Here is an 18602-nt window from a genome sequence, read left to right on the forward strand (position 1 = left end):
GGTCAGGGGGCGACGGCAGGCTCTCCGCTGAGGAACGCGCGCAACCGGGCGCCCAGCAGGTCCCACCGCCACTGCTCGGTCACCCAGTTCCGGCCCGCGACGCCCATCTTGCGGGCGCGCGACGGGTCGTTGAGCAGCGGGGTGAGGGTCTCGACCAGCTGGTGGACGTCGCGGCCGTCGACGACGTGGCCGGTCACCTCGTCGAGGACGGTTTCCGGGGCGCCGCCCGAGTTGCCCGCGACGACCGGCAGGCCCGTCGCCGAGGCCTCCAGGTAGACGATCCCGAGGCCTTCCACGTCCAGTCCCTTCCCGCGGGTGCGGGCGGGCATGGCGAAGACGTCGCCGGCGGCGTAGTGCGCGGGCAGCTCGGGCCACGGCACCGAACCAGTGAACACGACATCGTCGGCGACACCCTGCGCCTCGGCGAGCCGTTCCAGGGACTTCCGGTACGGGCCGCCGCCGACGAGCAGGAGTGCGACGTCCGGGACGCGGCGGCGCAGTTCGGGGAGGGCGTGGATGAGCATGTCCTGGCCCTTGCGCGGCACGAGCCGGGACACGCAGACGACGGTCGGCCGGTCGCCGAGGCCGTGCCGGGCGCGGATCTCGTCGCGGGCGGCGGGGTCCGGTTTGAACACGTCCGGGTCGACGCCCGGCGGCAGCAGCTCCAGCCCGGCGGACGGGCCGAACGCCGACGCGAACCGGCCGCGGGTGTACTTGCTGACGTAGGTGATCACGTCGGTGGTGTCGCCGATGCGGCGCAGCGCCTGGCGGGCCAGCGGCAGCATCGACCAGCCGACCTCGTGCCCGTGCGTGCTCGCGACGACCCAGTCCGCGCCCGCGGCCCGCAGCGGCTGGGCGAGCAGCGCCAGCGGGGCCGCGGCGCCGAACCAGACGGCCTGGCAGTCGTGCGCGCGCAGGATGTCCTTGGCGCGGCGGAGCACGTCCGGGGTGGGCAGCATCAGCGAGGTGGGGTGCCGGACCACCTCGAACGGCGCGGCGGCGTCGAACTCGGGGTGCGAGCCGGAGGGCTTGTCCCAGGAGGGTGCGTAGACGACGAGCTGATCCGGCGGCAGCAGGCGCGCGAAGGAGTTCAGGTAGTTCTGGATCCCCCCGGGCCGCGGCGGGAAGTCGTTGGTCACCAGCAGGGTCCGAAGCACGGGCTGGAGACTACTAGGGAGCGCCGGGACGGTTCCGGGTGCGGCGGCCCCCGGAACGAGTCAGGGGCGGCTCCGGCCGTGGCCGGTGCCGCCCCTGTCGTGTTGCCGAACTCAGCTCACCGCGACGCGGCGGGCCGAGACGTAGTTGTTCTGCAACGGCGAGATCTTGACGACGTCCCCGGTCTCGGGGGCGTGCACCATCTTGCCGTCGCCCAGGTAGATGCCCACGTGGTGGATCGGCGAACCGAAGAACACCAGGTCGCCGGGCTGCAGCTGGGCCCGCGAGACCGCGACACCGGCCGTGGCCTGCTGCTGGCTCGTACGCGGCAGGGTGATGCCCGCCGCCTTGTAGGCATACAGCGTCAGGCCCGAGCAGTCGAACGAGCTGGGGCCGGTGTCGCCCCAGCCGTACGGGCTGCCGAGCTTGCTCAGCGCGACGTCGATCGCCTCCTGGGCAGCCGCCGTCGGGGCGGGCACGTTCGGCGCGAGGCCGCCCGTGTCCTTCTGCGCGGCACGCTCGGACGCGGTGAGCCGCTGGCGCACCTGGTCCAGCTGGTCGAGCTGCGCCTGCAGCGCGGCCTGCCGGGCGTGCAGGTCGTTCAGCAGCGTCGCGGCCGCGTCCTTGGCGACCTGCGAGCGCGTCTGGGCGTCGGCTGCCGCGGCCTGGGCGTTGGCAGCCGCCTGGATCGCCGCGTTGTAGTCGGCGAGCGCCTTGTTCTTCTCGTCGGCGAGCACTTCCAGAGCGGAGGAGCGCTCCAGGAAGTCCTGCGCCGAGGTGCCGTTCAGCAAGGCGGACAGCTTGTTGAACTGCACGCCGCCGACGAACGAGGCGTCGGCGAACTGGTCGACCACGCCCTGGTACTGGTTCTTCGCGATGAGCGCCTGCTCACCGGCCGCGTTGGCGGCTGCCAGGTCGGCGTTGGCCCGGTCCAGGTCGGCCTGCTTGGCGTCGAGGTCGGCCTGCGCCTGCATGGCCTCCTCGTTCAGCTGCTCGGCCTGTGCGGCGAGCTGCCGGTACTGCGCCAGGGCGTCCGACGAGGTGGCGGGCTGCTGTGGGGCGGGGAGGGGGACCGCGCCGGCCGGAGCCGTGGGGAAACCACCGACCGCGAGTACCGCGGCGGCGGCGAGGGCTCCTGCGACCACGCGCTTGATGGGTTGCGACTGCACGCCGCGCGTGTCTCCTTTGCACTCATGTCGCCGCCGGCCGTCGCAGGAGGTCGGGGGACCCTCCACACTTGCACCGGCGCGGGCGGACACAAGCACCCGAACCGGTCTACGACGGTAACCCGGCATGTCCAGACGCAGGGGGTAGCGCATCTGGGTCCATGCGTGGGTCCGGCACAGCTCCCCGACAAGCTGCTACGGCGACAATCTCGCGTCGCCGCCGCGGGCGCGACGGCTGCCGGGCGCGAGATCTCGGCCAGGTTACGAAACGACCGCCGTCGCGTCCACCAGGCACCAGGTAAAAACTTTGCGTAATCACCTCTCTTCCCGTTCGGACCAGCGGTTCCCCTGTGGGTGTGACCAAGGCAACAGTCGGCAGGATCACGACTACTGACCGTTTGCCGCTCGAAGCGACCGTTTGTCTTCTTCGGCGTGGCGGGGTCGTGCGATGCCGTTGGCCGCCGTGGTGGAGGTCGTTCGGGCGCGGAGAAGCGAGCCGGAACGACGGCGCGCGCACGCCGCTCGAACCGCGACCGGAGGTGCCGTCTGCGCGTGGAGGACGCGCAGACGGCCCCCTCCCCCGCAGTGGGAGTCATTCATTACCACGGCGGCGCGCGCACAATCTCCGCTCGAAACCGCAACCGCGGTCACTTCCGATCGCGCCCTGGTCCACGCGACACGCCCCCGTTCGCTCGCAGCGACCGTTGGGTCAGCCCGCGCGGCGCTCGGGCAGCCGCACATGCGGGCGCCGGCCTCGGGAGATCGTTCGGGGCGGCGGCACCAGGCCCGCGTCGGCGAGCAACTCGACCGCGGCGAGTTCCTCGAAGTCGAGTTCGACGACCGGCGGGGCGTCGACCACGGCGCTCAGCACGCAGTCACCGCAGGCGCGGCCCCTCAGCGTGCACCGGTTGCACTCGATGATCACGGTGTTGTCGTTCATGGTGTGCCTCCTCGTTGCTACTGGGATGCACGGTACGAGTGACCACCGACAATTTCGGGCTCGCGTATCGAACGAATGGACCAACGGTGCACGAGAAAACCGCTGAGCTGCGGAAACACCGCCGAAAAAAATCTCTAGACCCGCCCCAGCCGTGCCAGCAGCACCGCCGAAGCGACCGGGTGCGCGCCCGATCGCCGAACCGAGTCGGCCACTCCGCGGTCGGTCGAGGCCACCACCAGCGGGCGGCCCTGCGGCTCGGCCGCGACCAGCGACCGGATCACGTCGTCCGCGATCACGCCGGGGTCGGAGAACAACACACGCACCCCGCGGGCGCTCACGGTCGGCACCGACATCACCTCGGCGCCGTCGAACACCACGGTGATCTCCGCGCCCGTCCGCGCCGCCAGCGCGCCGAGCTGCTGCACCAGCCGGTTCCGCTGGTCGGCCAGCGTCAGCTCCGGGTAGCCGGTCTTGGTGACGTTGTAGCCGTCGACGATCAGGTGCACGCTCGGCAACGCGAGCAGCCGGTCCAGCACCGCCGGGTCCCGCACCTGCCGCCCGGCCCCGGTGCCCGATGTAGCACCCAGCACGGTGTCCGCCGGGCGCCGCGCGCTGGTGTCCAGCGCCAGCTCCCGCCGCAACCCCGTGACCGCGCCCTGCAGGGTGTCGACGAGCAGCGACAGGCGCACCTCGTCCGCCTCGCGGGCCTCCTTCGCGGACTGGCGCGCGATCTCCGCGTCCGCCGCCGCCCGCTCGGCCCGCGCCCGTTCGGAAGCCGCGCGCTGGCGCTCACGCTCCAGCTGAGCGGTCACCGCGGCCACCTCCTGCTCCCGCCGCACATCGGCCTGCGCCAGCAGCTCACGCGCCTCCTCAGCAGCGTCCTTGGCCTGCCGCAGCTGCGTGCCCTGCTCCCGGAGCCGGTTGCGCAGCTTCGCCAACTCCTCCTCGCGCTCCACGCGGGCGCCCTCGATCGCCTCCCGCGCCTCCGCCAGCTCCTCGCGCACGCGCGCGAGCTCCGCCTCCAGCCGCTGGCTGCGCGCCACCGCCGCGTCGCGCTCGGCCCGCAGCGCCGTCTCCGCGGCGTTCTTGACCACCAGCCGCACACGCGTCGCCGCGCTGGCCTCGCCGAGCAGGACGGCCGCCACCGCGGCGGCCACCGGGTCCGGGTCGTTCGGGTCGAGCGCGTCCGGCCGGTACTCGCGCACCCACTCGAGGACGGCGGTGCGGAACGCGGTCGAATCCTCCAGGGTTGTGAGGAGCGCCGCACCGCCCAGCTTCGCACGCTTGGCCGGGGCGAACTTCGCGACCGGCCGCAGCTGCTGCGGGATGTCGATGCGCGGGATCTTCCCCAGTGCCTCGGCGGCCAGCTCGGCGAGCCGGCCGCGCACCGGCTCCGGCAGATCGCGCCAGTTCACGGACTTGGTGTCCGGCTCCGGGCGCGCGCTCGCCGCGGGTGCCCGGAGACCGGGGTCTTCGGGCTCTTCGGCGTGCACTGAGGGAAACATCCGTTCAGGGTAGTCCGCTTCGGTAACGATCACCGTTCGTGCCGTGATCCGGGATTGTCGGTCCCCCTCCTTATGGTGCCGATCATGCAACTCGCGGACGGCGCGCAACTGACCTTCGACGAACTCGGCACGCCGCTTCGGGACACCACGTTCGTCGTGTTCGACCTGGAGACGACCGGGACCAAGCCGGGCCCGGACGGCATCACCGAGATCGGCGCGGTCAAGGTGCGCGGCGGCGAGGTGCTGGGTGAGTTCGCGACCCTCGTCGACCCCGGGATGCCCGTCCCGCCGCAGATCGTGGCGCTGACCGGCATCACCTCGGCGATGCTGCACGACGCGCCGAAGATCGACCGCGTGCTGCCCGCGTTCCTGGAGTTCGCCAGCGGCGCGGTGCTGGTCGCGCACAACGCGCCGTTCGACACGTCGTTCATGCGTGCGGCCTGCCTGCACCACGGCTACCCGTGGCCGAAGCCCGCCGTGGTGTGCACGGTCCGCCTCGCCCGGCGCGTGCTGACGCGGCAGGACAGCCCCAGCTTCCGGCTGTCCGCGCTGGCGGCCCTGTTCGGCTCGCCGGTGACGCCGAACCACCGCGCGCTGGACGACGCCCGCGCCACCGTGCACGTGCTGCACGCGCTGCTGGAGCGGGTCGGCAACGTCGGGGTGCAGTCGCTGGAGGAACTGCTCGACTACCTGCCCGAGGTGACGCCCGCGCAGCGGCGCAAGCGCGGGATGGCAGCTCACCTACCGGAACGCCCTGGCGTCTACCTGTTCCGCGGGCCGGGCGACGAGGTCCTGTACGTCGGAACGGCGAGCAACCTGCGCCGCCGGGTGCGCCAGTACTTCACCGGTTCGGAAAGCCGCGGCCGGATCCGCGAGATGGTCGCCCTCGCCGAGCGGGTCGACGGCATCGAGTGCAGCCACGCGCTGGAGGCCCAGGTCCGGGAGCTGCGGCTGATCGCCGCGCACCGGCCCTCCTACAACCGGCGCTCCAAGAACCCGCGCAAGTCGTGGTGGATCGTGCTCACCGACGAGGCCTTCCCGCGCCTGTCCGTGGTGCGGCTGCCCAAGGACGGCGCGCTCGGCCCGTTCTCCTCGCAGGTCACGGCCAAGATCGCGGCGGACGCCCTGGCCGGCGCCGTCGGCCTGCGCACGTGCACCCAGCGGATCTCCGCGCACTCGCCGTCCGGCCGGCCGTGCGCGCTCGCCGAGCTCGGGCGGTGTGGGGCGCCGTGCGCCGGCAGGCAAAGCGTGGAGGAGTACTCCCCCGGCGTGCACGCGATCGTCGACCTGGTCGCCGGGCGGGGCGCCCGGCCGCTGGAGTCCGCGCGTCGCCAGCTCGACGACCTGGCCGGGGCCGAGCACTTCGAGCAGGCCGCGCGGCGGCGGGACGAGCTCGCCGTGCTGGTGCGCGCCGTCGACCGGGCCCACCGGCTGTCGTCGCTGGCCACGATCCCGGAGCTGGTCGCGGCGGCCCCGGACGGCAACCGCGGGTGGGAGTTCGCGGTGATCCGGCACGGCAGGCTGGCCTCCGCCGGAGTGGCCCGGCGCGGTGTGCCGCCGATGCCGGTGGTCGAGCAGCTCGTGGCGTCCGCGGAGACGGTCGAGCCCGGCCCGGGGCCCCTGTACGGGGCGCCGCCCGAGGAGACGTCGATCCTGCTGCGCTGGCTCACCCGGCCGGGCGTCCGCCTGGTGCGCACGGCCGCGCCCTGGTCGGAGCCCGCGCATGGCGCCGGTCCGTGGCGCGGCTGGCTGGAGCAGGTCGCCACCGCCGTGTCGCTCGAGCAGGCCGGGTAGGGACGCGGGGAGCTACGATCGCCGCGCTACCCAATTACGCGAGGAGGACGCGAGTGATCACCGCGATCGTGCTGATCCATGCCGTGGCGGACAGCATCCCGGAGACCGCGCAGGCGATCGCCGACATCGACGGCGTGGCGGAGGTGTACTCGTGCGCCGGGGACGTCGACCTGATCGCGATCGTGCGGGTGCACGCCCACGAGGAGCTCGCCGACCTCATCCCGGCCAAGATCGGCAAGGTGCCGGGCGTGATCGACACCGACACGCACATCGCGTTCCGGTCCTACTCCACCGCCGACACCGAGTCCGCGTTCGCGATCGGCGTCGAGGACGCCGACTGAACCCAGGAACGAGGAAGGGCCCCCGGATCGCTCCGGGGGCCCTTCTCGTGACCGTGACTTAGTGGTCCGGGGTCTTCCAGCCCGAGGGGACCTCACCCTTCTCGGGCAGCTCGCCGGGGACGTGGCCGTTGCCGTGCCCGTTGCCGCGGGCCCGGTCCAGCGCCGCGGTCTCCTCGACCGGGTCCGGCGCCAGCATCGTGCCCGGCACCGCCCGCCCGGCCGCGCCGAGCTTGTTCATCTTCTTCGGCACCGCCGCGCCCTGGTACTCCAGCGGGATGGCGTGGCCGTGGTCGTCCACACCGCCCAGCGGCTGGTGGATCTCGATGAACTCACCGTGCGGCAGGCGCTTGATGATGCCGGTCTCGATGCCGTGCTCCAGCACCTCCCGGTCGGACCGCTGCAGGCCCAGGCAGATCCGGTAGGTGATGAAGTACGCCAGCGGCGGCAGCACCAGGATGCCGATGCGGCCGGCCCACGTGGTCGCGTTCAGGGAGATGTTGAACTTGTCCGCGATGATGTCGTTGAACCCGGACAGCTCGATCACCATGAAGAACGCCAGCGCCATCATGCCGATCGAGGTGCGGACCGGTGCGTCACGCGGGCGCTGCAGCAGGTTGTGGTGCGCGGTGTCGCCGGACAGCTTCCGTTCGATGAACGGGTAGCCGATCAGCAGCGCGAACAGGATCGGCATCCAGACCGCGCCTGCGAAGAACACCGCCGGGACCGTGTAGTTGCCCAGGTAGAGCTCCCACGCGGGGAAGATCCGCAGCATGCCGTCGGCCCAGGCGAGGTACCAGTCCGGCTGCGAGCCGGCCGACACCTGCCCCGGGTTGTACGGGCCCAGGTTCCAGATCGGGTTGATCTGGAAGATGCCCGCCATGATCGACAGGATGCCGGTGACGATGACGAAGAACGCACCGGCCTTCGCGGCGAACACCGGCATGATCCGCACGCCGACGACGTTGGTCTCCTTGCGCCGCACGCCAGGGAACTGGGTGTGCTTCTGGTACCAGACCAGCGCCAGGTGCACACCGACCAGCGCGAGCATGATGCCCGGCAGCAGCAGGATGTGCAGCGTGTACATGCGCGGCACGATCTCGTCGCCGGGGAACTCCCCGCCGAACAGCGCCCAGTGCAGCCAGGTGCCCATGATCGGCACCGAGAGCACGATGCCCGACAGGGTGGCGCGGATACCGGTGCCCGACAGCAGGTCGTCCGGCAGCGAGTAGCCGAAGAAGCCCTCGAACATGCCCAGGATCAGCAGCAGCGCGCCGATGACCCAGTTGGCCTCGCGCGGCCTGCGGAACGCTCCGGTGAAGAAGATCCGGAACATGTGCACCATCATCGCCGCGACGAACACCAGCGCGGCCCAGTGGTGCAGCTGGCGGACGAACAGACCGCCGCGGACCTCGAACGAGATCTCCAGGGTCGTCTGGAACGCGCGGGACATCTCGACGCCCTGCAGGTTCTTGAACGGCCCGTTGTAGACGACCTCGGACATCGACGGATCGAAGAACAGGGTCAGGTAGACACCCGTGATGATCACGACGATGAAGCTGTAGAGCGCGATCTCACCGAGCAGGAACGACCAGTGGGTCGGGAAGACCTTGTTCATCTGGTGCCGCAGGCCCTTGGCCAGGCGGTACCGCTGGTCCATGTTGTTCGCGGCCTCGGCGGCGTGCCGCTCCAGCATGCTGGAGCCCCGTGTCGGCGTGGTGAGTGAACTCATGACTTGCGCTCCCAATAGGCGGGGCCGACCGGCTCGATGAAGTCTCCCCGCGCCACGAAGTACCCCTCATCGTTGACCGTGATGGGCAACTGCGCAAGCGCGCGGGTCGCCGGGCCGAAGATGGGCTTGGCGTAGTGCAGGGCGTCGAACTGCGACTGGTGGCACGGGCACAGGATCCGGTTGGTCCGCTGCTCGTACAGCGAAGTCGGGCAGCCGACGTGGCTGCAGATCTTCGTGTAGGCGTAGTAGTCGCCGAAGTTGAAGTCCTCCTGCCCCTCACGCTTGACGACCCGCTGGGCGTCCTCGGGACGCAGGCGGATCAGCATGACCGGGGCGTCCGCGCGCATGAAGACCGCGGCCAGCTTCTCGTGGTCGCCGCGCTCGCTCTCCCGGAACGGGTAGACCGTCTCCATCGCGCCCGCGTCCAGGTCCTCCGGGCGCAGCAGGACGACCTCGCCGGTCTTGCCGGTGTAGCGGCGCAGGTAGACGACCTCGCCCGGGTACTCCGGCTTCCACGGGGTGTGGGCCAGGTTGTCCTTGGACTCGGGGTCCTTCCACGGGTTCTTGATGAACGACGCGACCGGCAGCGCGACCAGGCCGAGGCCCATCACACCGGCGCCGAGGCCCGCGGTGCGCTTGACCAGCGAGCGGCGGCCGATGGTGCTGCGGTTACCGGCGTCGGCAAGCTGCGCGACGATCGTCTTGCGGTCGATCTCGGCCGAGCCCTTGCCGTCGCCGTCGTGGCGCTCCTGCACCGCGAGCTCGTTCGGGATGAACCGCTTCGTGTAGAGCAGCACGCCGATGCCCAGCGCGAGGATCGACAGGCCGAGCGTGAAGCCCAGGACGGGCGTGTAGAGCGCGTACCGCTCGTACTCGCCGGTGTCCGGGGCCTTGTACTCCCACCACTCCGGCCAGCAGATGGTCACCAGGAAGCCGAGACCGGCCAGCGCCGCGATGGTGAACCACAGCGCCACGACCCGCTCCGCGCGCTTCTCCGCGCGGGTGCCCTTGACCGGCCACGGGTCCGGGTAGTCGACCAGTTCGACGCCGTCGAGCTTGGTGCCCAGCTTGACCAGCTGGTCGCGGTCCATCTCGGCCAGTTCGGCCTCGGAAGGCTGGGGAACCCCCGGCTCGCGCCCGGCGCCCGGGTGCTCTTCCATGCTAGTCATGCCCTCGATCCAATCCACAAAGTCACGCCGACGATGGCGCCGATGCCGACGATCCACGCGACGAGCGCCTCCGAGGCCGGCCCAAGGCCGCCCAGGCCGTTGCCACCGGGGTTGTTGTTCCCGTCGGACACGGACTTGACGTAGGCGACGATGTCCCGCTTCTCCTCGGGGGTGAGCTGCCGGTCGGAGAACTTCGGCATGTTCTGCGGACCGCTCAGCATCGCCGTGTAGATCTGCTCTTCGCTGGCCGGGCCGAGCTCCGGCGCGAACTTGCCCGCGGACAGGGCGCCGCCCTGGCCGGTGAAGTTGTGGCACGACGCGCAGTTGAGGCGGAACAGCTCGCCACCGCGCGCCGGGTTGTCACCGCGCAGCGCCTCGCCGGACTCGGCGGGCCGCTCCGGGCCGCCGCCGTTGGCCTGGATGTAGGCGCCGACCGCGTCGATCTCCTCGGGGGTCAGCTTGGCCGGCTTGCGCTCGGCCTGCGCCTCCTGGCGGACCGCGGGCATGCGGCCGGACGAGGTCTGGAAGTACACCGCCGCGTCACCGACGCCGATCAGGCTCGGGCCGCGGTCCTCGACGCCCTGCAGGTTCGCGCCGTGGCAGCTGATGCAGCTGTTGTTGTAGACCTGCTGGCCGAGGCGCAGCTGCGCCGGGTCGTCCTGCGCCTGCGCGGTCTGCGGCTGCGGCACCAGGAGGGCGTAGCCCAGGCCGGCGCCGACCAGCGCCACACCGAGCGCGAGCGCGCCGGCGATGCGGCGGCGCAGCTTGGTGCGGGCGCCGAAGCGGCGCCTGGAGGTGTTCTTGCTGGTGGTCATTCTTCGGCAACCCTTGCTGTCAGTTCAGGCCGGTCCATGGGGTGGCTGGCGCGGTCACGGGATGATGTAGATGACCGCGAACAGGCCGATCCACACGATGTCGACGAAGTGCCAGTAGTAGGACACGACGATCGCCGAGGTCGCCTGCGCGGGGGTGAACTTGCTCAGCTTGGTGCGGATGAGCAAGAAGACGAAGGCGACGAGACCACCGATCACGTGCAGACCGTGGAAACCGGTCGCCAGGAAGAACACCGTGCCGAAGGCACCGGACGGGATGGTCACGCCCTCCTCGACAAGCGTGACGTACTCACCAGCCTGACCGGCGACGAAGATCGCGCCCATGATCAGGGTGATGACGTACCAGCGGCGCAGCCCGTAGACGTCACCGCGCTCGGCGGCGAACACGCCGAGCTGGCAGGTGAACGACGACGCCACCAGGATGATGGTGAAGGGCAGCGCGTACGGGATGTCGAGGTGGATGGGCTCGTCGGTCGCCGGGTTGATCGGCGGCCAGACCCCCGTGTCGTTCTGCGCCTTGACCGTGAAGAACATCGCGAACAGCCCGGCGAAGAACATGAGCTCGCTGGAGAGCCACACGATCGTGCCGACGCTGACCATGTTCGGCCGGTTCAGCGAGTGCACCCGCTGGCTGATGGTGGGAGCTGCCGTTGTCACGGGTCGCATTATGTCTCCCTGCGAAGCGACCTGCTTGGTCGGGTCCGGCACGCCGCGCCGGGGGTGTTGGTCACAGCGACGAACGCGGAGGGTGAGGATCAGGGCGTGGGAATCATCGATCGGGTTCGTGACCTGCTGCGAAAGCGTGGCGGACCGGACCTCACCGTGGACACCGAGGGTGTCGTGGTCGTGGCCGAGGCCTTCGACGTCGCCGAAGCCGACTCGGCGGTGCTGGGCAGATCACACCGCTGGCGGCCGGACGAGCCGGCGATTCTGCGCCACCACCTCGTGCTGCCACCGGATCGGGTCACCGAGGCCGCGTCGGTGCTCGCCCAGGACGGGTGGGAGCTGCGCCCCGGGTCCGGCGGCGAAGGACCCGTCCGGGTGCACGCGCTGCGCGTGCAGAAGCTCGACGCGCTGCACTGCGCGCAGGAACGGGCCCGGATGGCCGGGCTGGCGCAGCGGCTGGAGGGCGACTGGCTCGGCTGGGACGCGCTACAGCCGATGGGCCTGGGTGGAACCGGCCGGGACGGCTAGCATCGACACGACCAGTACAGCGACGAAGCCGGAGGGTCGACTTGTCCGAACAGTCCACGCGGATCCTGGTGTTCAGCCACCGTCCCGAAGTGCGGGAGTCGATCATCACGGCGGTCGGCCGCAGGCCCGCCACCGACCTGGGCCGGGTCGACTACGTCGAGGCCGCCGGAGTGGCCGACGTGCTGGCCGAGATGGACGAGGGCGCGGTCGATCTGGCGATCCTGGACGGCGAGGCCCAGCCGACCGGCGGCATCGGGCTGTGCAGGCAGTTGAAGAACGAGATCGACGACTGCCCGCCCATCGTGATCGCCGTGCGGCGCAAGGACGACCGCTGGCTGGCGACCTGGTCGCAGGCCGACGCCGTCCTGGTCCATCCGCTCGACCCGCTGACCGCGGCGGAGACGGTCGCGGACGTGCTGCGGGCCCGCCGGGTCCCGGTCGTCCGGGGCTGAGGCGCCGCGACCGAATGAGGCCGGTTCGCCGGCCGTGAAAGGTGACCATGGGCACGCAGACTTGGCCCACGCTGCTCAACCAGCTGATCGCCGGCGCCGACCTCTCCGCCGAGGACACCGCGTGGGCGATGGACCAGGTGATGTCCGGGGAGGCCACGCCGGCCCAGGTCGGCGGTTTCCTGGTCGCGCTGCGCGCCAAGGGCGAGACGCCGGCCGAGATCACCGGCCTCGCGGACGCGATGCTGTCGCACGCGCGCCGGGTGCGGATCGCGCGGGACGCGGTCGATATCGTCGGCACCGGCGGTGACCGGTCCGGGTCGGTGAACATCTCGACGATGGCCTCGCTGGTCACCGCGGCCGCCGGGGTGCCGGTGGTGAAGCACGGCAACCGGGCGGCGTCGTCGAAGGCCGGGACCGCGGACGTGCTGGAGGCCCTCGGGGTGGCGATCGACCTGCCGCCGGAGGGGGTCCAGCGGTGCGTCGACGAGCTGGGCATCGGGTTCTGCTTCGCGCCGGTGTTCCACCCCGGGTTCCGGCACGCGGGCGCGCCGCGCCGGGAGCTTGGGGTGCCGACGGCGTTCAACCTGCTGGGGCCGCTGACCAACCCGGCGCAGCCGACGGCCGGGCTGATCGGGTGCGCGTTCCCGGACAAGACCGAGGTGCTGGCGCGGGTGTTCGCCGGCCGCGGCACGTCGACGCTGGTGGTCCGCGGTGACGACGGCCTCGACGAGCTGACCACGACGACGACCAGCTCGGTGTGGGTCGTGTCCGGCGGATCGGTGCGGGCCGAGTCGCTGGATCCGGCCGAGCTGGGCATCGCGCGCGCCACCGCGGAGGACCTGCGGGGCGGCGACCCGGCGGCCAACGCCGAGGTGGTGCGTGAACTGGTGGCGGGCAAGCCGGGGCCGGTGCGGGACGCGGTGCTGCTGAACGCGGCCGGGGCGCTGGCCGCGCACGCCGGGTTCAGCTCGTCGCTGACGGACGATCTCGCGGCGGGGTTGTCGCGGGCCGCGGAGGCCGTGGATTCCGGCGCTGCGGCGGATCTGCTGGCCCGCTGGGCGGCGTTCCGGTGAGCTGAGGGGCTGAAAATCCCGCGCTCCACAACGAAAAGGGCCCGCCCGGTGAACAACCGGGCGGGCCCTTTTCGCGGATCAGGTCACTCGTGGTTGGGGCCGGTGTGGTACTCGAACACCAGGCCGCCGACCGTGAGCAGGATCAGGATGCCGCCGACGACCAGCATCCAGATGTGGAAGAACGCCAGTCCGAGACCGACGAACGCGGCCGAGGCGGCCAGTCCGATCGGCCAGTAGCTGCCCGGGCTGAAGAAGCCCATCTCGCCCGCGCCGTCGCTGATCTCGGCGTCGTCGCGGTCCTCCGGACGCGGTTCGATCCGGCGGCCGACGAACCGCATGTAGCTGCCCGCCAGGAGGGACAGCCCGCCGGTCAGGATCAGGGCGACCAGGCCGACCGGCTCGACGCCGTAGCCACTGGCCAGGCCGGTCCACACGCCGTACACGATCGCGATGAAGAACGCGAAAGCGGTGACCAAGTCGAAAATCCGGGCTTCGACCTTCATGACGCTGTCCTCACTGTGTTCATGCTTCCAACACCCACGGGAACCAACCGGCTCAGCCGGACTGCGTCCGCAGCGTGCGGTCGGTGTTGAACGGCTTCGTCGTGGTCGCCTGCGGCGCGCACAGCTCGCCGCAGTTCAGCGCGGCCAGCGCCTCGGCGGTGGTGTTCGGCTGCCCGGTGGCCGGGTTGATCTGGGTGCGCAGCTGGATGTAGCGGTCGAACTGGTCGGCGGGCAGCGCCCGGACCTCGAAGTTCATGCCCGAGTGGTAGGTGCCGCACAGCTCGGCGCAGCGGCCGACGAACGCACCGGTCCGGTCGATCGTGTTCTGGAACGACGGGTCCTGGTTGTTCTTCTCCGGGTCCGGGAACACGTCCCGCTTGAAGTGGAACTCCGGCACCCAGAACGAGTGGATGACGTCGGCCGAGCGCAGGTTGTACTGAATGCGCTTGCCTGCGGGCAGGACCAGGATCGGGATCTCGCTCGAGCTGCCGACGGTCTTGATGACCTGGCCGTTGGCGTCCTTCGGGGCGCTCGGGTAGTCGAACTCCCAGTTCCACTGGAACGCGATCACGTCGACCGTGACGTCCGGGTCCGGCTCCTCGGCCAGCACCTTGCTCTCGGTGGTCGCGGTGAAGAAGAACAGCACGCAGACCATCACGAGCGGCAGCACGACACAGAACAGCTCGAGCGGCACGTTGTACTGGAACTGCCGCGGCAGGTCGCCGGGGCCGTCGGTCTTCTTCTTCCGGTGGAACGCGACCGACCAGAAGATCAGGCCCCACACGATCACACCGACGACGAGCGCGGCGATGACGGACCAGGTCCAGAGGACGCGCATGTCCTCGGACTCCTTGGTCACGCCGACGGGCCACCCGAACCGCAGCACCTCGTCACCGGAGCACCCGGTCGCCAGGAGCGCGACGAGCCCGGCCAGCGCGGCGACCTTACCCACTTTCGCCGAACGTGATGCCGGAGTGCGCTCATCCCTGCCCACTGCGCAGCGCCCTTTCAACCCAGGCCTCCTTGACGATTTCTGGCTTACCAGCGGGAGCCTAGCCGAGCTACCGCGATCCGCAGCCCAAGGGGTGACCGTTCGTGGCGGGGGCTGCGGGCATACTGGGCGCTCGACATCCGGCCACGACCTCGAGGTGTGAATATCCGTGTGCGGCCTGCTTGGACTGGTGTGTGCCACTGAGAACGACGCGGTCAACGCGCGTGACGCGGTCGGCGAAGCCATGCGCTGCCAGCGTCATCGCGGTCCCGACGAGCGCGACACCTGGACCGACGGCGAGGTCGTCTACGGCTTCAACCGGCTCGCGTTCATCGACGTCGAGCACGCCCACCAGCCGCTGACCTGGGGCCCGCCGGAGTCGCCGAACCGGTACACGCTGAACTTCAACGGCGAGATCTACAACTACCGTGAGCTGCGCGAACAGCTCACGGAAGAGCACGGTGCGAAGTTCGCCACAGAGGGCGACGGCGAGGCGATCGTCGCGGCCTACCACCACTGGGGCCGCGCCGCGGTGTCCAAGCTGCGTGGGATGTTCGCGTTCCTGATCTGGGACGCCGAGGAGAAGGTGATCTTCGGCGCACGTGATCCGTTCGGCATCAAGCCGCTGTTCTACACGCACGGGCCGGGCGGCACGGCGTTCTCCAGCGAGAAGAAGTCGCTGCTGGAGCTCTCCGGCGTGCTGGGGATCACCAAGCAGCTGGACCGGACCGCGCTGCAGCACTACCTGACGCTGCAGTACGTGCCGGAGCCGGAGACGCTGCACACGCGCATCCGCCGCATCGAGTCCGGCACCTCGTTCACCGTCTCCCCCGGCGGCGCGCCGAAGATCGAGCGCTACTTCTTCCCCGAGTTCGCCGCCAAGCCGGTCCGCGGCGAGGCCGAGGCGAAGATCCTGCACGAGCGGATCCGCGACGTGATGCGCGACTCGGTCGGCAAGCACATGATCGCCGACCCGGACATCACCGTCGGCACGTTCCTCTCCGGCGGCATCGACTCGACCGCGATCGCGGCGCTGGCCAAGGAGCACAACCCGAACCTGATCGCGTTCACCACCGGGTTCGAGCGCGAGGGCTACTCCGAGGTCGACGTGGCGGCCGAGTCCGCGGCGGCGATCGGCGTGAAGCACGTCATCCGGACCGTGTCGGCCGACGAGATGATGGAGGCGCTGCCGCTCATCGTCTGGTACCTCGACGACCCGGTGGCCGACCCGGCGCTGGTGCCGCTGTGGTTCATCGCGCGGGAGGCGCGCAAGCACGTCAAGGCGGTGCTGTCCGGCGAGGGCTCGGACGAGCTGTTCGGCGGCTACACGATCTACAACGAGCCGCTGTCGCTGGCGCCGTTCGAGAAGGTGCCGGGCAGCCTGCGCAAGGTCATCGGCAAGGTGTCGGAGCGGATCCCGGAGGGCACGCGCGGCAAGGACCTGCTGCGCCGCGGCGCGCTGCCGCTGGAGGAGCGCTACTACGGCAACGCCCGCATCTTCCGCGACGACCAGCTGCGCGGGGTGCTGAAGACGTTCCAGGAGGGCGTCGGGCACAAGGACGTCACCGCCGAGCACTACCGCACGTCGGCGAACTGGGACCCGGTCGCGCGGATGCAGCACGTGGACCTGTTCACCTGGCTGCGCGGCGACATCCTGGTCAAGGCCGACAAGATGACCATGGCGAACTCGCTGGAGCTGCGGGTGCCGTTCCTGGACGCGGAGGTGTTCAAGGTCGCGGCCGGCATCCCGCTGGACCAGAAGATCACCAAGGAGACGACGAAGTACGCGCTGCGCCGCGCGCTGGAGGGCATCGTCCCCGCGCACGTGCTGAACCGGCGCAAGCTGGGCTTCCCGGTGCCGATCCGGCTGTGGCTGCGGGACGAGATGTACGACTGGGCGCGCGGCATCATCGCCGATTCGCAGACCGGCGAGCTGCTGGACAAGCAGGCCGTGCAGCGCCTGCTGGACGAGCACAAGGCGGGCACGCTGGACCACAGCAGGCGCATCTGGGCGCTGCTGGTGTTCATGATCTGGCACGGCATCTTCATCGAGCACCGGATCAAGCCGGAGATCCCGGAGCCGGTCTACCCCGTGCGCATCTGAGACGAGTGTTGAACGGGCCGCAGCCGCCGGGCTGCGGCCCGTTTTTGTTTGATGGTCGGGTAAGCAGCACGGGGCTTCGTTGTGCTGCGGCGGCGGCCGGTGACGGGTACGTTGCGCTGGCGGGCAGTGCCGCCGGGCGTGGGGCCGCGGCCAGTCAGGTGGGCAGCGCGGGGCCTGATGGTCCCGCACCGCCGACCGCCAGGGGCGGCGGACAGGTCGTGCTGCCAATGGCGCGCTTGGGGCCGTGACCAGTCGGGGCGGGGCCAGATCGTCCTGCCTCGCCGGCCGCCGGGTGTCCGCGGTCGGCGGTGGGTGGTCGTTCAGACCCGACCAGTTCCCGCGGCTGCGGTCAGGCGGGCAGCGCGGGGGCGATCTCCGCCGCGGCGTCGGGGCCGAACGCGGCGCCGATGCGGGTCAGCGCGGACTCCCGGTCGAGCGTCCACTCCTGCGTGCCGACGGTCTCCAGCACCAGCACGGCGATCATCGACCCCAGCTGGGCGGAGCGCTCCAGGCTCAGGTCCGCGTTCAGGCCGGCCAGGAAACCCGCCCGGAAGCCGTCGCCGACGCCGGTCGGGTCGGCCTTCGCCAGCTCGGGCACCGCGCCGACCTCCAGGGCCAGCCCGTCCCTGCCCACGATCTCCACACCCTTCTCGCCGAGGGTGGTGATGCGGATGCCGACGTGGTCCAGCACGTCGGCCTCGGACCAGGCCGTCTTCTGGAGCAGCAGCTCCCACTCGTAGTCGTTGGTGAACAGGTACTTCGCCCCGTCGACGAACCGGCGCGCCTGCTCCCCGTTCATGCGGGCCAGCTGCTGCGACGGGTCCACCGCGAAGTCGATCCCGCGCTGGCGGCACTCGTCCGCGTGCCGGAGCATGCCGTCCGGGTCGTCCGGGCCGATCAGCATCAGCCCGATCCCGCCGACGCGGTCCGCGATCGGGCCCAGCTCGATGTTGCGGGCCTCGGCCATCGCGCCGGCGTAGAAGGTGGCGATCTGGTTGAGGTCGTCGTCCGTGGTGCACACGAACCGCGCGGTGTGGGCCAGCTCCGAGATCAGCACGCCGGACGCGTCCACGCCGTGGCGCTCCAGCCAGGACCGGTAGTCGGCGAAGTCCGCGCCCGCCGCGCCGACCAGCACCGGCTTCGCGCCGAGCACCCCAAGGCCGAACGCGATGTTGGCGCCGATCCCGCCGCGGCGGACCACCAGGTCGTCGGCCAGGAAGCTCAGCGAGACGCGGTGCAGCTGGTCGGCGACCAGCTGCTCGGCGAACCGGCCGGGGAAGTGCATGAGATGGTCGGTTGCGATGCTGCCGGAAACGGCGATGCGGGCGTTGATGGCCACCGGTGCTCTGCTCCCTCTGGCTGGCTCGAACTGAAGTTACCGACGGGAAATACCCCGTCGGAGCTAAATCTGACCCGCTGACCGACACTACTAGCTGGTAGACCTGTCCGGCGCGCGCCGGTCGCCCTAGCGTCGCCTGCGTGAGCACCGTGACGGAACCGGAGACCATCGCCGAGCTGATCGACGACTGCGCCGACATCCCCGCCGAACTGCGCGCGGCACACGCCTCGGCGCCCCGGCCGCCTGCGCCGCGGGGCTGGGCGGTCGACGACGCCTGCCACGCACAGGTAGTCGGGCTGGAGGACTATTAGTTA

General features: G+C 70.8%; 18 protein-coding genes. 7 read left to right on the forward strand and 11 right to left on the reverse strand.

The genetic code is table 11. From position 1 onward, the window contains the following. Window positions 1-2: 2 nt before the first annotated feature. The 4 genes from AMY39116_RS0332905 to AMY39116_RS0332920 form a co-directional block, all read right to left on the reverse strand. Window positions 3-1157, reverse strand: a complete 1155-nt coding sequence (locus AMY39116_RS0332905; RefSeq protein ID WP_020421857.1) for a glycosyltransferase family 4 protein — start codon at window positions 1155-1157, stop codon at window positions 3-5. A gap of 111 nt (window positions 1158-1268) precedes the next feature. After that, window positions 1269-2324 carry a C40 family peptidase gene (locus tag AMY39116_RS0332910; protein ID WP_020421858.1) on the reverse strand — a complete coding sequence of 352 codons (1056 nt, stop codon included), beginning with the start codon at window positions 2322-2324 and terminating at the stop codon, window positions 1269-1271. A 706-nt stretch (window positions 2325-3030) separates the two neighbouring features. After that, entirely contained in the window at window positions 3031-3261 is a 231-nt protein-coding gene (locus AMY39116_RS0332915) for a hypothetical protein (RefSeq protein WP_020421859.1), read from the reverse strand. Between the two features lie 134 nt (window positions 3262-3395). Next, window positions 3396-4766: an NYN domain-containing protein gene (locus AMY39116_RS0332920; protein ID WP_235716261.1), complete on the reverse strand. Its 1371-nt coding sequence runs from the start codon at window positions 4764-4766 to the stop codon at window positions 3396-3398. A gap of 72 nt (window positions 4767-4838) precedes the next feature. Between AMY39116_RS0332920 and AMY39116_RS0332925 the strand changes: the two genes are divergently transcribed. Both AMY39116_RS0332925 and AMY39116_RS0332930 read left to right on the forward strand, forming a co-directional pair. After that, complete coding sequence (locus AMY39116_RS0332925) at window positions 4839-6560, forward strand: DEDD exonuclease domain-containing protein (RefSeq protein WP_020421861.1); 1722 nt, start codon at window positions 4839-4841, stop codon at window positions 6558-6560. A 53-nt stretch (window positions 6561-6613) separates the two neighbouring features. Next, entirely contained in the window at window positions 6614-6901 is a 288-nt protein-coding gene (locus tag AMY39116_RS0332930; RefSeq protein WP_020421862.1) for an Lrp/AsnC family transcriptional regulator, read from the forward strand. Window positions 6902-6959: 58 nt separating this feature from the next. On the opposite strand, the gene AMY39116_RS0332935 is transcribed toward AMY39116_RS0332930, so the two are convergent. From AMY39116_RS0332935 to AMY39116_RS0332950, 4 genes are read right to left on the reverse strand one after another with little or no spacing between them, the layout of a single operon-like run. After that, complete coding sequence (locus AMY39116_RS0332935; protein WP_027936433.1) at window positions 6960-8630, reverse strand: cytochrome bc complex cytochrome b subunit; 1671 nt, start codon at window positions 8628-8630, stop codon at window positions 6960-6962. Beyond that, window positions 8627-9790 carry a ubiquinol-cytochrome c reductase iron-sulfur subunit gene (locus tag AMY39116_RS0332940; RefSeq protein WP_020421864.1) on the reverse strand — a complete coding sequence of 388 codons (1164 nt, stop codon included), beginning with the start codon at window positions 9788-9790 and terminating at the stop codon, window positions 8627-8629. Before AMY39116_RS0332940 ends, AMY39116_RS0332935 begins: the two co-directional genes overlap by 4 nt. Window positions 9791-9795: 5 nt before the next feature. Beyond that, window positions 9796-10614, reverse strand: coding sequence for a cytochrome c (locus AMY39116_RS0332945; protein WP_017984055.1), 819 nt, complete (start codon window positions 10612-10614; stop codon window positions 9796-9798). Window positions 10615-10668: 54 nt separating this feature from the next. Then, the gene (locus tag AMY39116_RS0332950) at window positions 10669-11298 is read right to left on the reverse strand and encodes a heme-copper oxidase subunit III (RefSeq protein WP_039791891.1); all 630 of its coding nucleotides are present in this window, start codon (window positions 11296-11298) and stop codon (window positions 10669-10671) included. A gap of 96 nt (window positions 11299-11394) precedes the next feature. Here AMY39116_RS0332950 and AMY39116_RS0332955 point away from each other — a divergent pair, with 96 nt between their 5' ends. From AMY39116_RS0332955 to trpD, 3 genes are read left to right on the forward strand one after another with little or no spacing between them, the layout of a single operon-like run. Beyond that, window positions 11395-11826, forward strand: coding sequence for a hypothetical protein (locus AMY39116_RS0332955; protein ID WP_020421866.1), 432 nt, complete (start codon window positions 11395-11397; stop codon window positions 11824-11826). Between the two features lie 41 nt (window positions 11827-11867). Further along, window positions 11868-12278 (forward strand): hypothetical protein, encoded by a 411-nt coding sequence (locus AMY39116_RS0332960; protein WP_017984058.1) that lies wholly within the window; start codon window positions 11868-11870, stop codon window positions 12276-12278. 47 nt (window positions 12279-12325) lie between these two features. Then, a complete protein-coding gene (gene trpD / locus AMY39116_RS0332965) occupies window positions 12326-13351 on the forward strand; it encodes an anthranilate phosphoribosyltransferase (RefSeq protein WP_020421867.1) in 1026 nt (341 codons plus the stop codon). A gap of 83 nt (window positions 13352-13434) precedes the next feature. On the opposite strand, the gene AMY39116_RS0332970 is transcribed toward trpD, so the two are convergent. Further along, window positions 13435-13854: a cytochrome c oxidase subunit 4 gene (locus AMY39116_RS0332970; RefSeq protein ID WP_017984060.1), complete on the reverse strand. Its 420-nt coding sequence runs from the start codon at window positions 13852-13854 to the stop codon at window positions 13435-13437. 52 nt (window positions 13855-13906) lie between these two features. Continuing rightward, complete coding sequence (locus AMY39116_RS0332975; RefSeq protein ID WP_027936435.1) at window positions 13907-14848, reverse strand: cytochrome c oxidase subunit II; 942 nt, start codon at window positions 14846-14848, stop codon at window positions 13907-13909. Window positions 14849-15014: 166 nt separating this feature from the next. On the opposite strand from AMY39116_RS0332975, the gene asnB reads away from it, so the two are divergent. Next, complete coding sequence (asnB, locus tag AMY39116_RS0332980; RefSeq protein ID WP_027936436.1) at window positions 15015-16949, forward strand: asparagine synthase (glutamine-hydrolyzing); 1935 nt, start codon at window positions 15015-15017, stop codon at window positions 16947-16949. Window positions 16950-17298: 349 nt separating this feature from the next. Here the strand turns inward: asnB and AMY39116_RS0332985 are convergent, their stop codons facing one another. Further along, window positions 17299-18288, reverse strand: a complete 990-nt coding sequence (locus tag AMY39116_RS0332985; protein ID WP_020421870.1) for a carbohydrate kinase family protein — start codon at window positions 18286-18288, stop codon at window positions 17299-17301. A gap of 140 nt (window positions 18289-18428) precedes the next feature. Between AMY39116_RS0332985 and AMY39116_RS46885 the strand changes: the two genes are divergently transcribed. Next, window positions 18429-18599: a hypothetical protein gene (locus AMY39116_RS46885; protein ID WP_017984064.1), complete on the forward strand. Its 171-nt coding sequence runs from the start codon at window positions 18429-18431 to the stop codon at window positions 18597-18599. Window positions 18600-18602 lie beyond the last annotated feature (3 nt).

It is taken from the genome of Amycolatopsis sp. ATCC 39116 (assembly GCF_000231075.2).
Lineage (GTDB): Bacteria > Actinomycetota > Actinomycetes > Mycobacteriales > Pseudonocardiaceae > Amycolatopsis_E > Amycolatopsis_E tucumanensis.

Excerpts from the sequence above, each read along its gene's own strand:
- AMY39116_RS0332915 (WP_020421859.1), bottom strand. The coding sequence starts at position 3,261 with ATGAACGACAACACCGTGATCATCGAGTGCAACCGGTGCACGCTGAGG.
- AMY39116_RS0332920 (WP_235716261.1), bottom strand. The coding sequence starts at position 4,766 with ATGTTTCCCTCAGTGCACGCCGAAGAGCCCGAAGACCCCGGTCTCCGG.
- AMY39116_RS0332925 (WP_020421861.1), top strand. The coding sequence starts at position 4,839 with ATGGTGCCGATCATGCAACTCGCGGACGGCGCGCAACTGACCTTCGAC.
- AMY39116_RS0332935 (WP_027936433.1), bottom strand. The coding sequence starts at position 8,630 with ATGAGTTCACTCACCACGCCGACACGGGGCTCCAGCATGCTGGAGCGG.
- AMY39116_RS0332940 (WP_020421864.1), bottom strand. The coding sequence starts at position 9,790 with ATGGAAGAGCACCCGGGCGCCGGGCGCGAGCCGGGGGTTCCCCAGCCT.
- AMY39116_RS0332945 (WP_017984055.1), bottom strand. The coding sequence starts at position 10,614 with ATGACCACCAGCAAGAACACCTCCAGGCGCCGCTTCGGCGCCCGCACC.
- AMY39116_RS0332950 (WP_039791891.1), bottom strand. The coding sequence starts at position 11,298 with ATGCGACCCGTGACAACGGCAGCTCCCACCATCAGCCAGCGGGTGCAC.
- trpD (WP_020421867.1), top strand. The coding sequence starts at position 12,326 with ATGGGCACGCAGACTTGGCCCACGCTGCTCAACCAGCTGATCGCCGGC.
- AMY39116_RS0332970 (WP_017984060.1), bottom strand. The coding sequence starts at position 13,854 with ATGAAGGTCGAAGCCCGGATTTTCGACTTGGTCACCGCTTTCGCGTTC.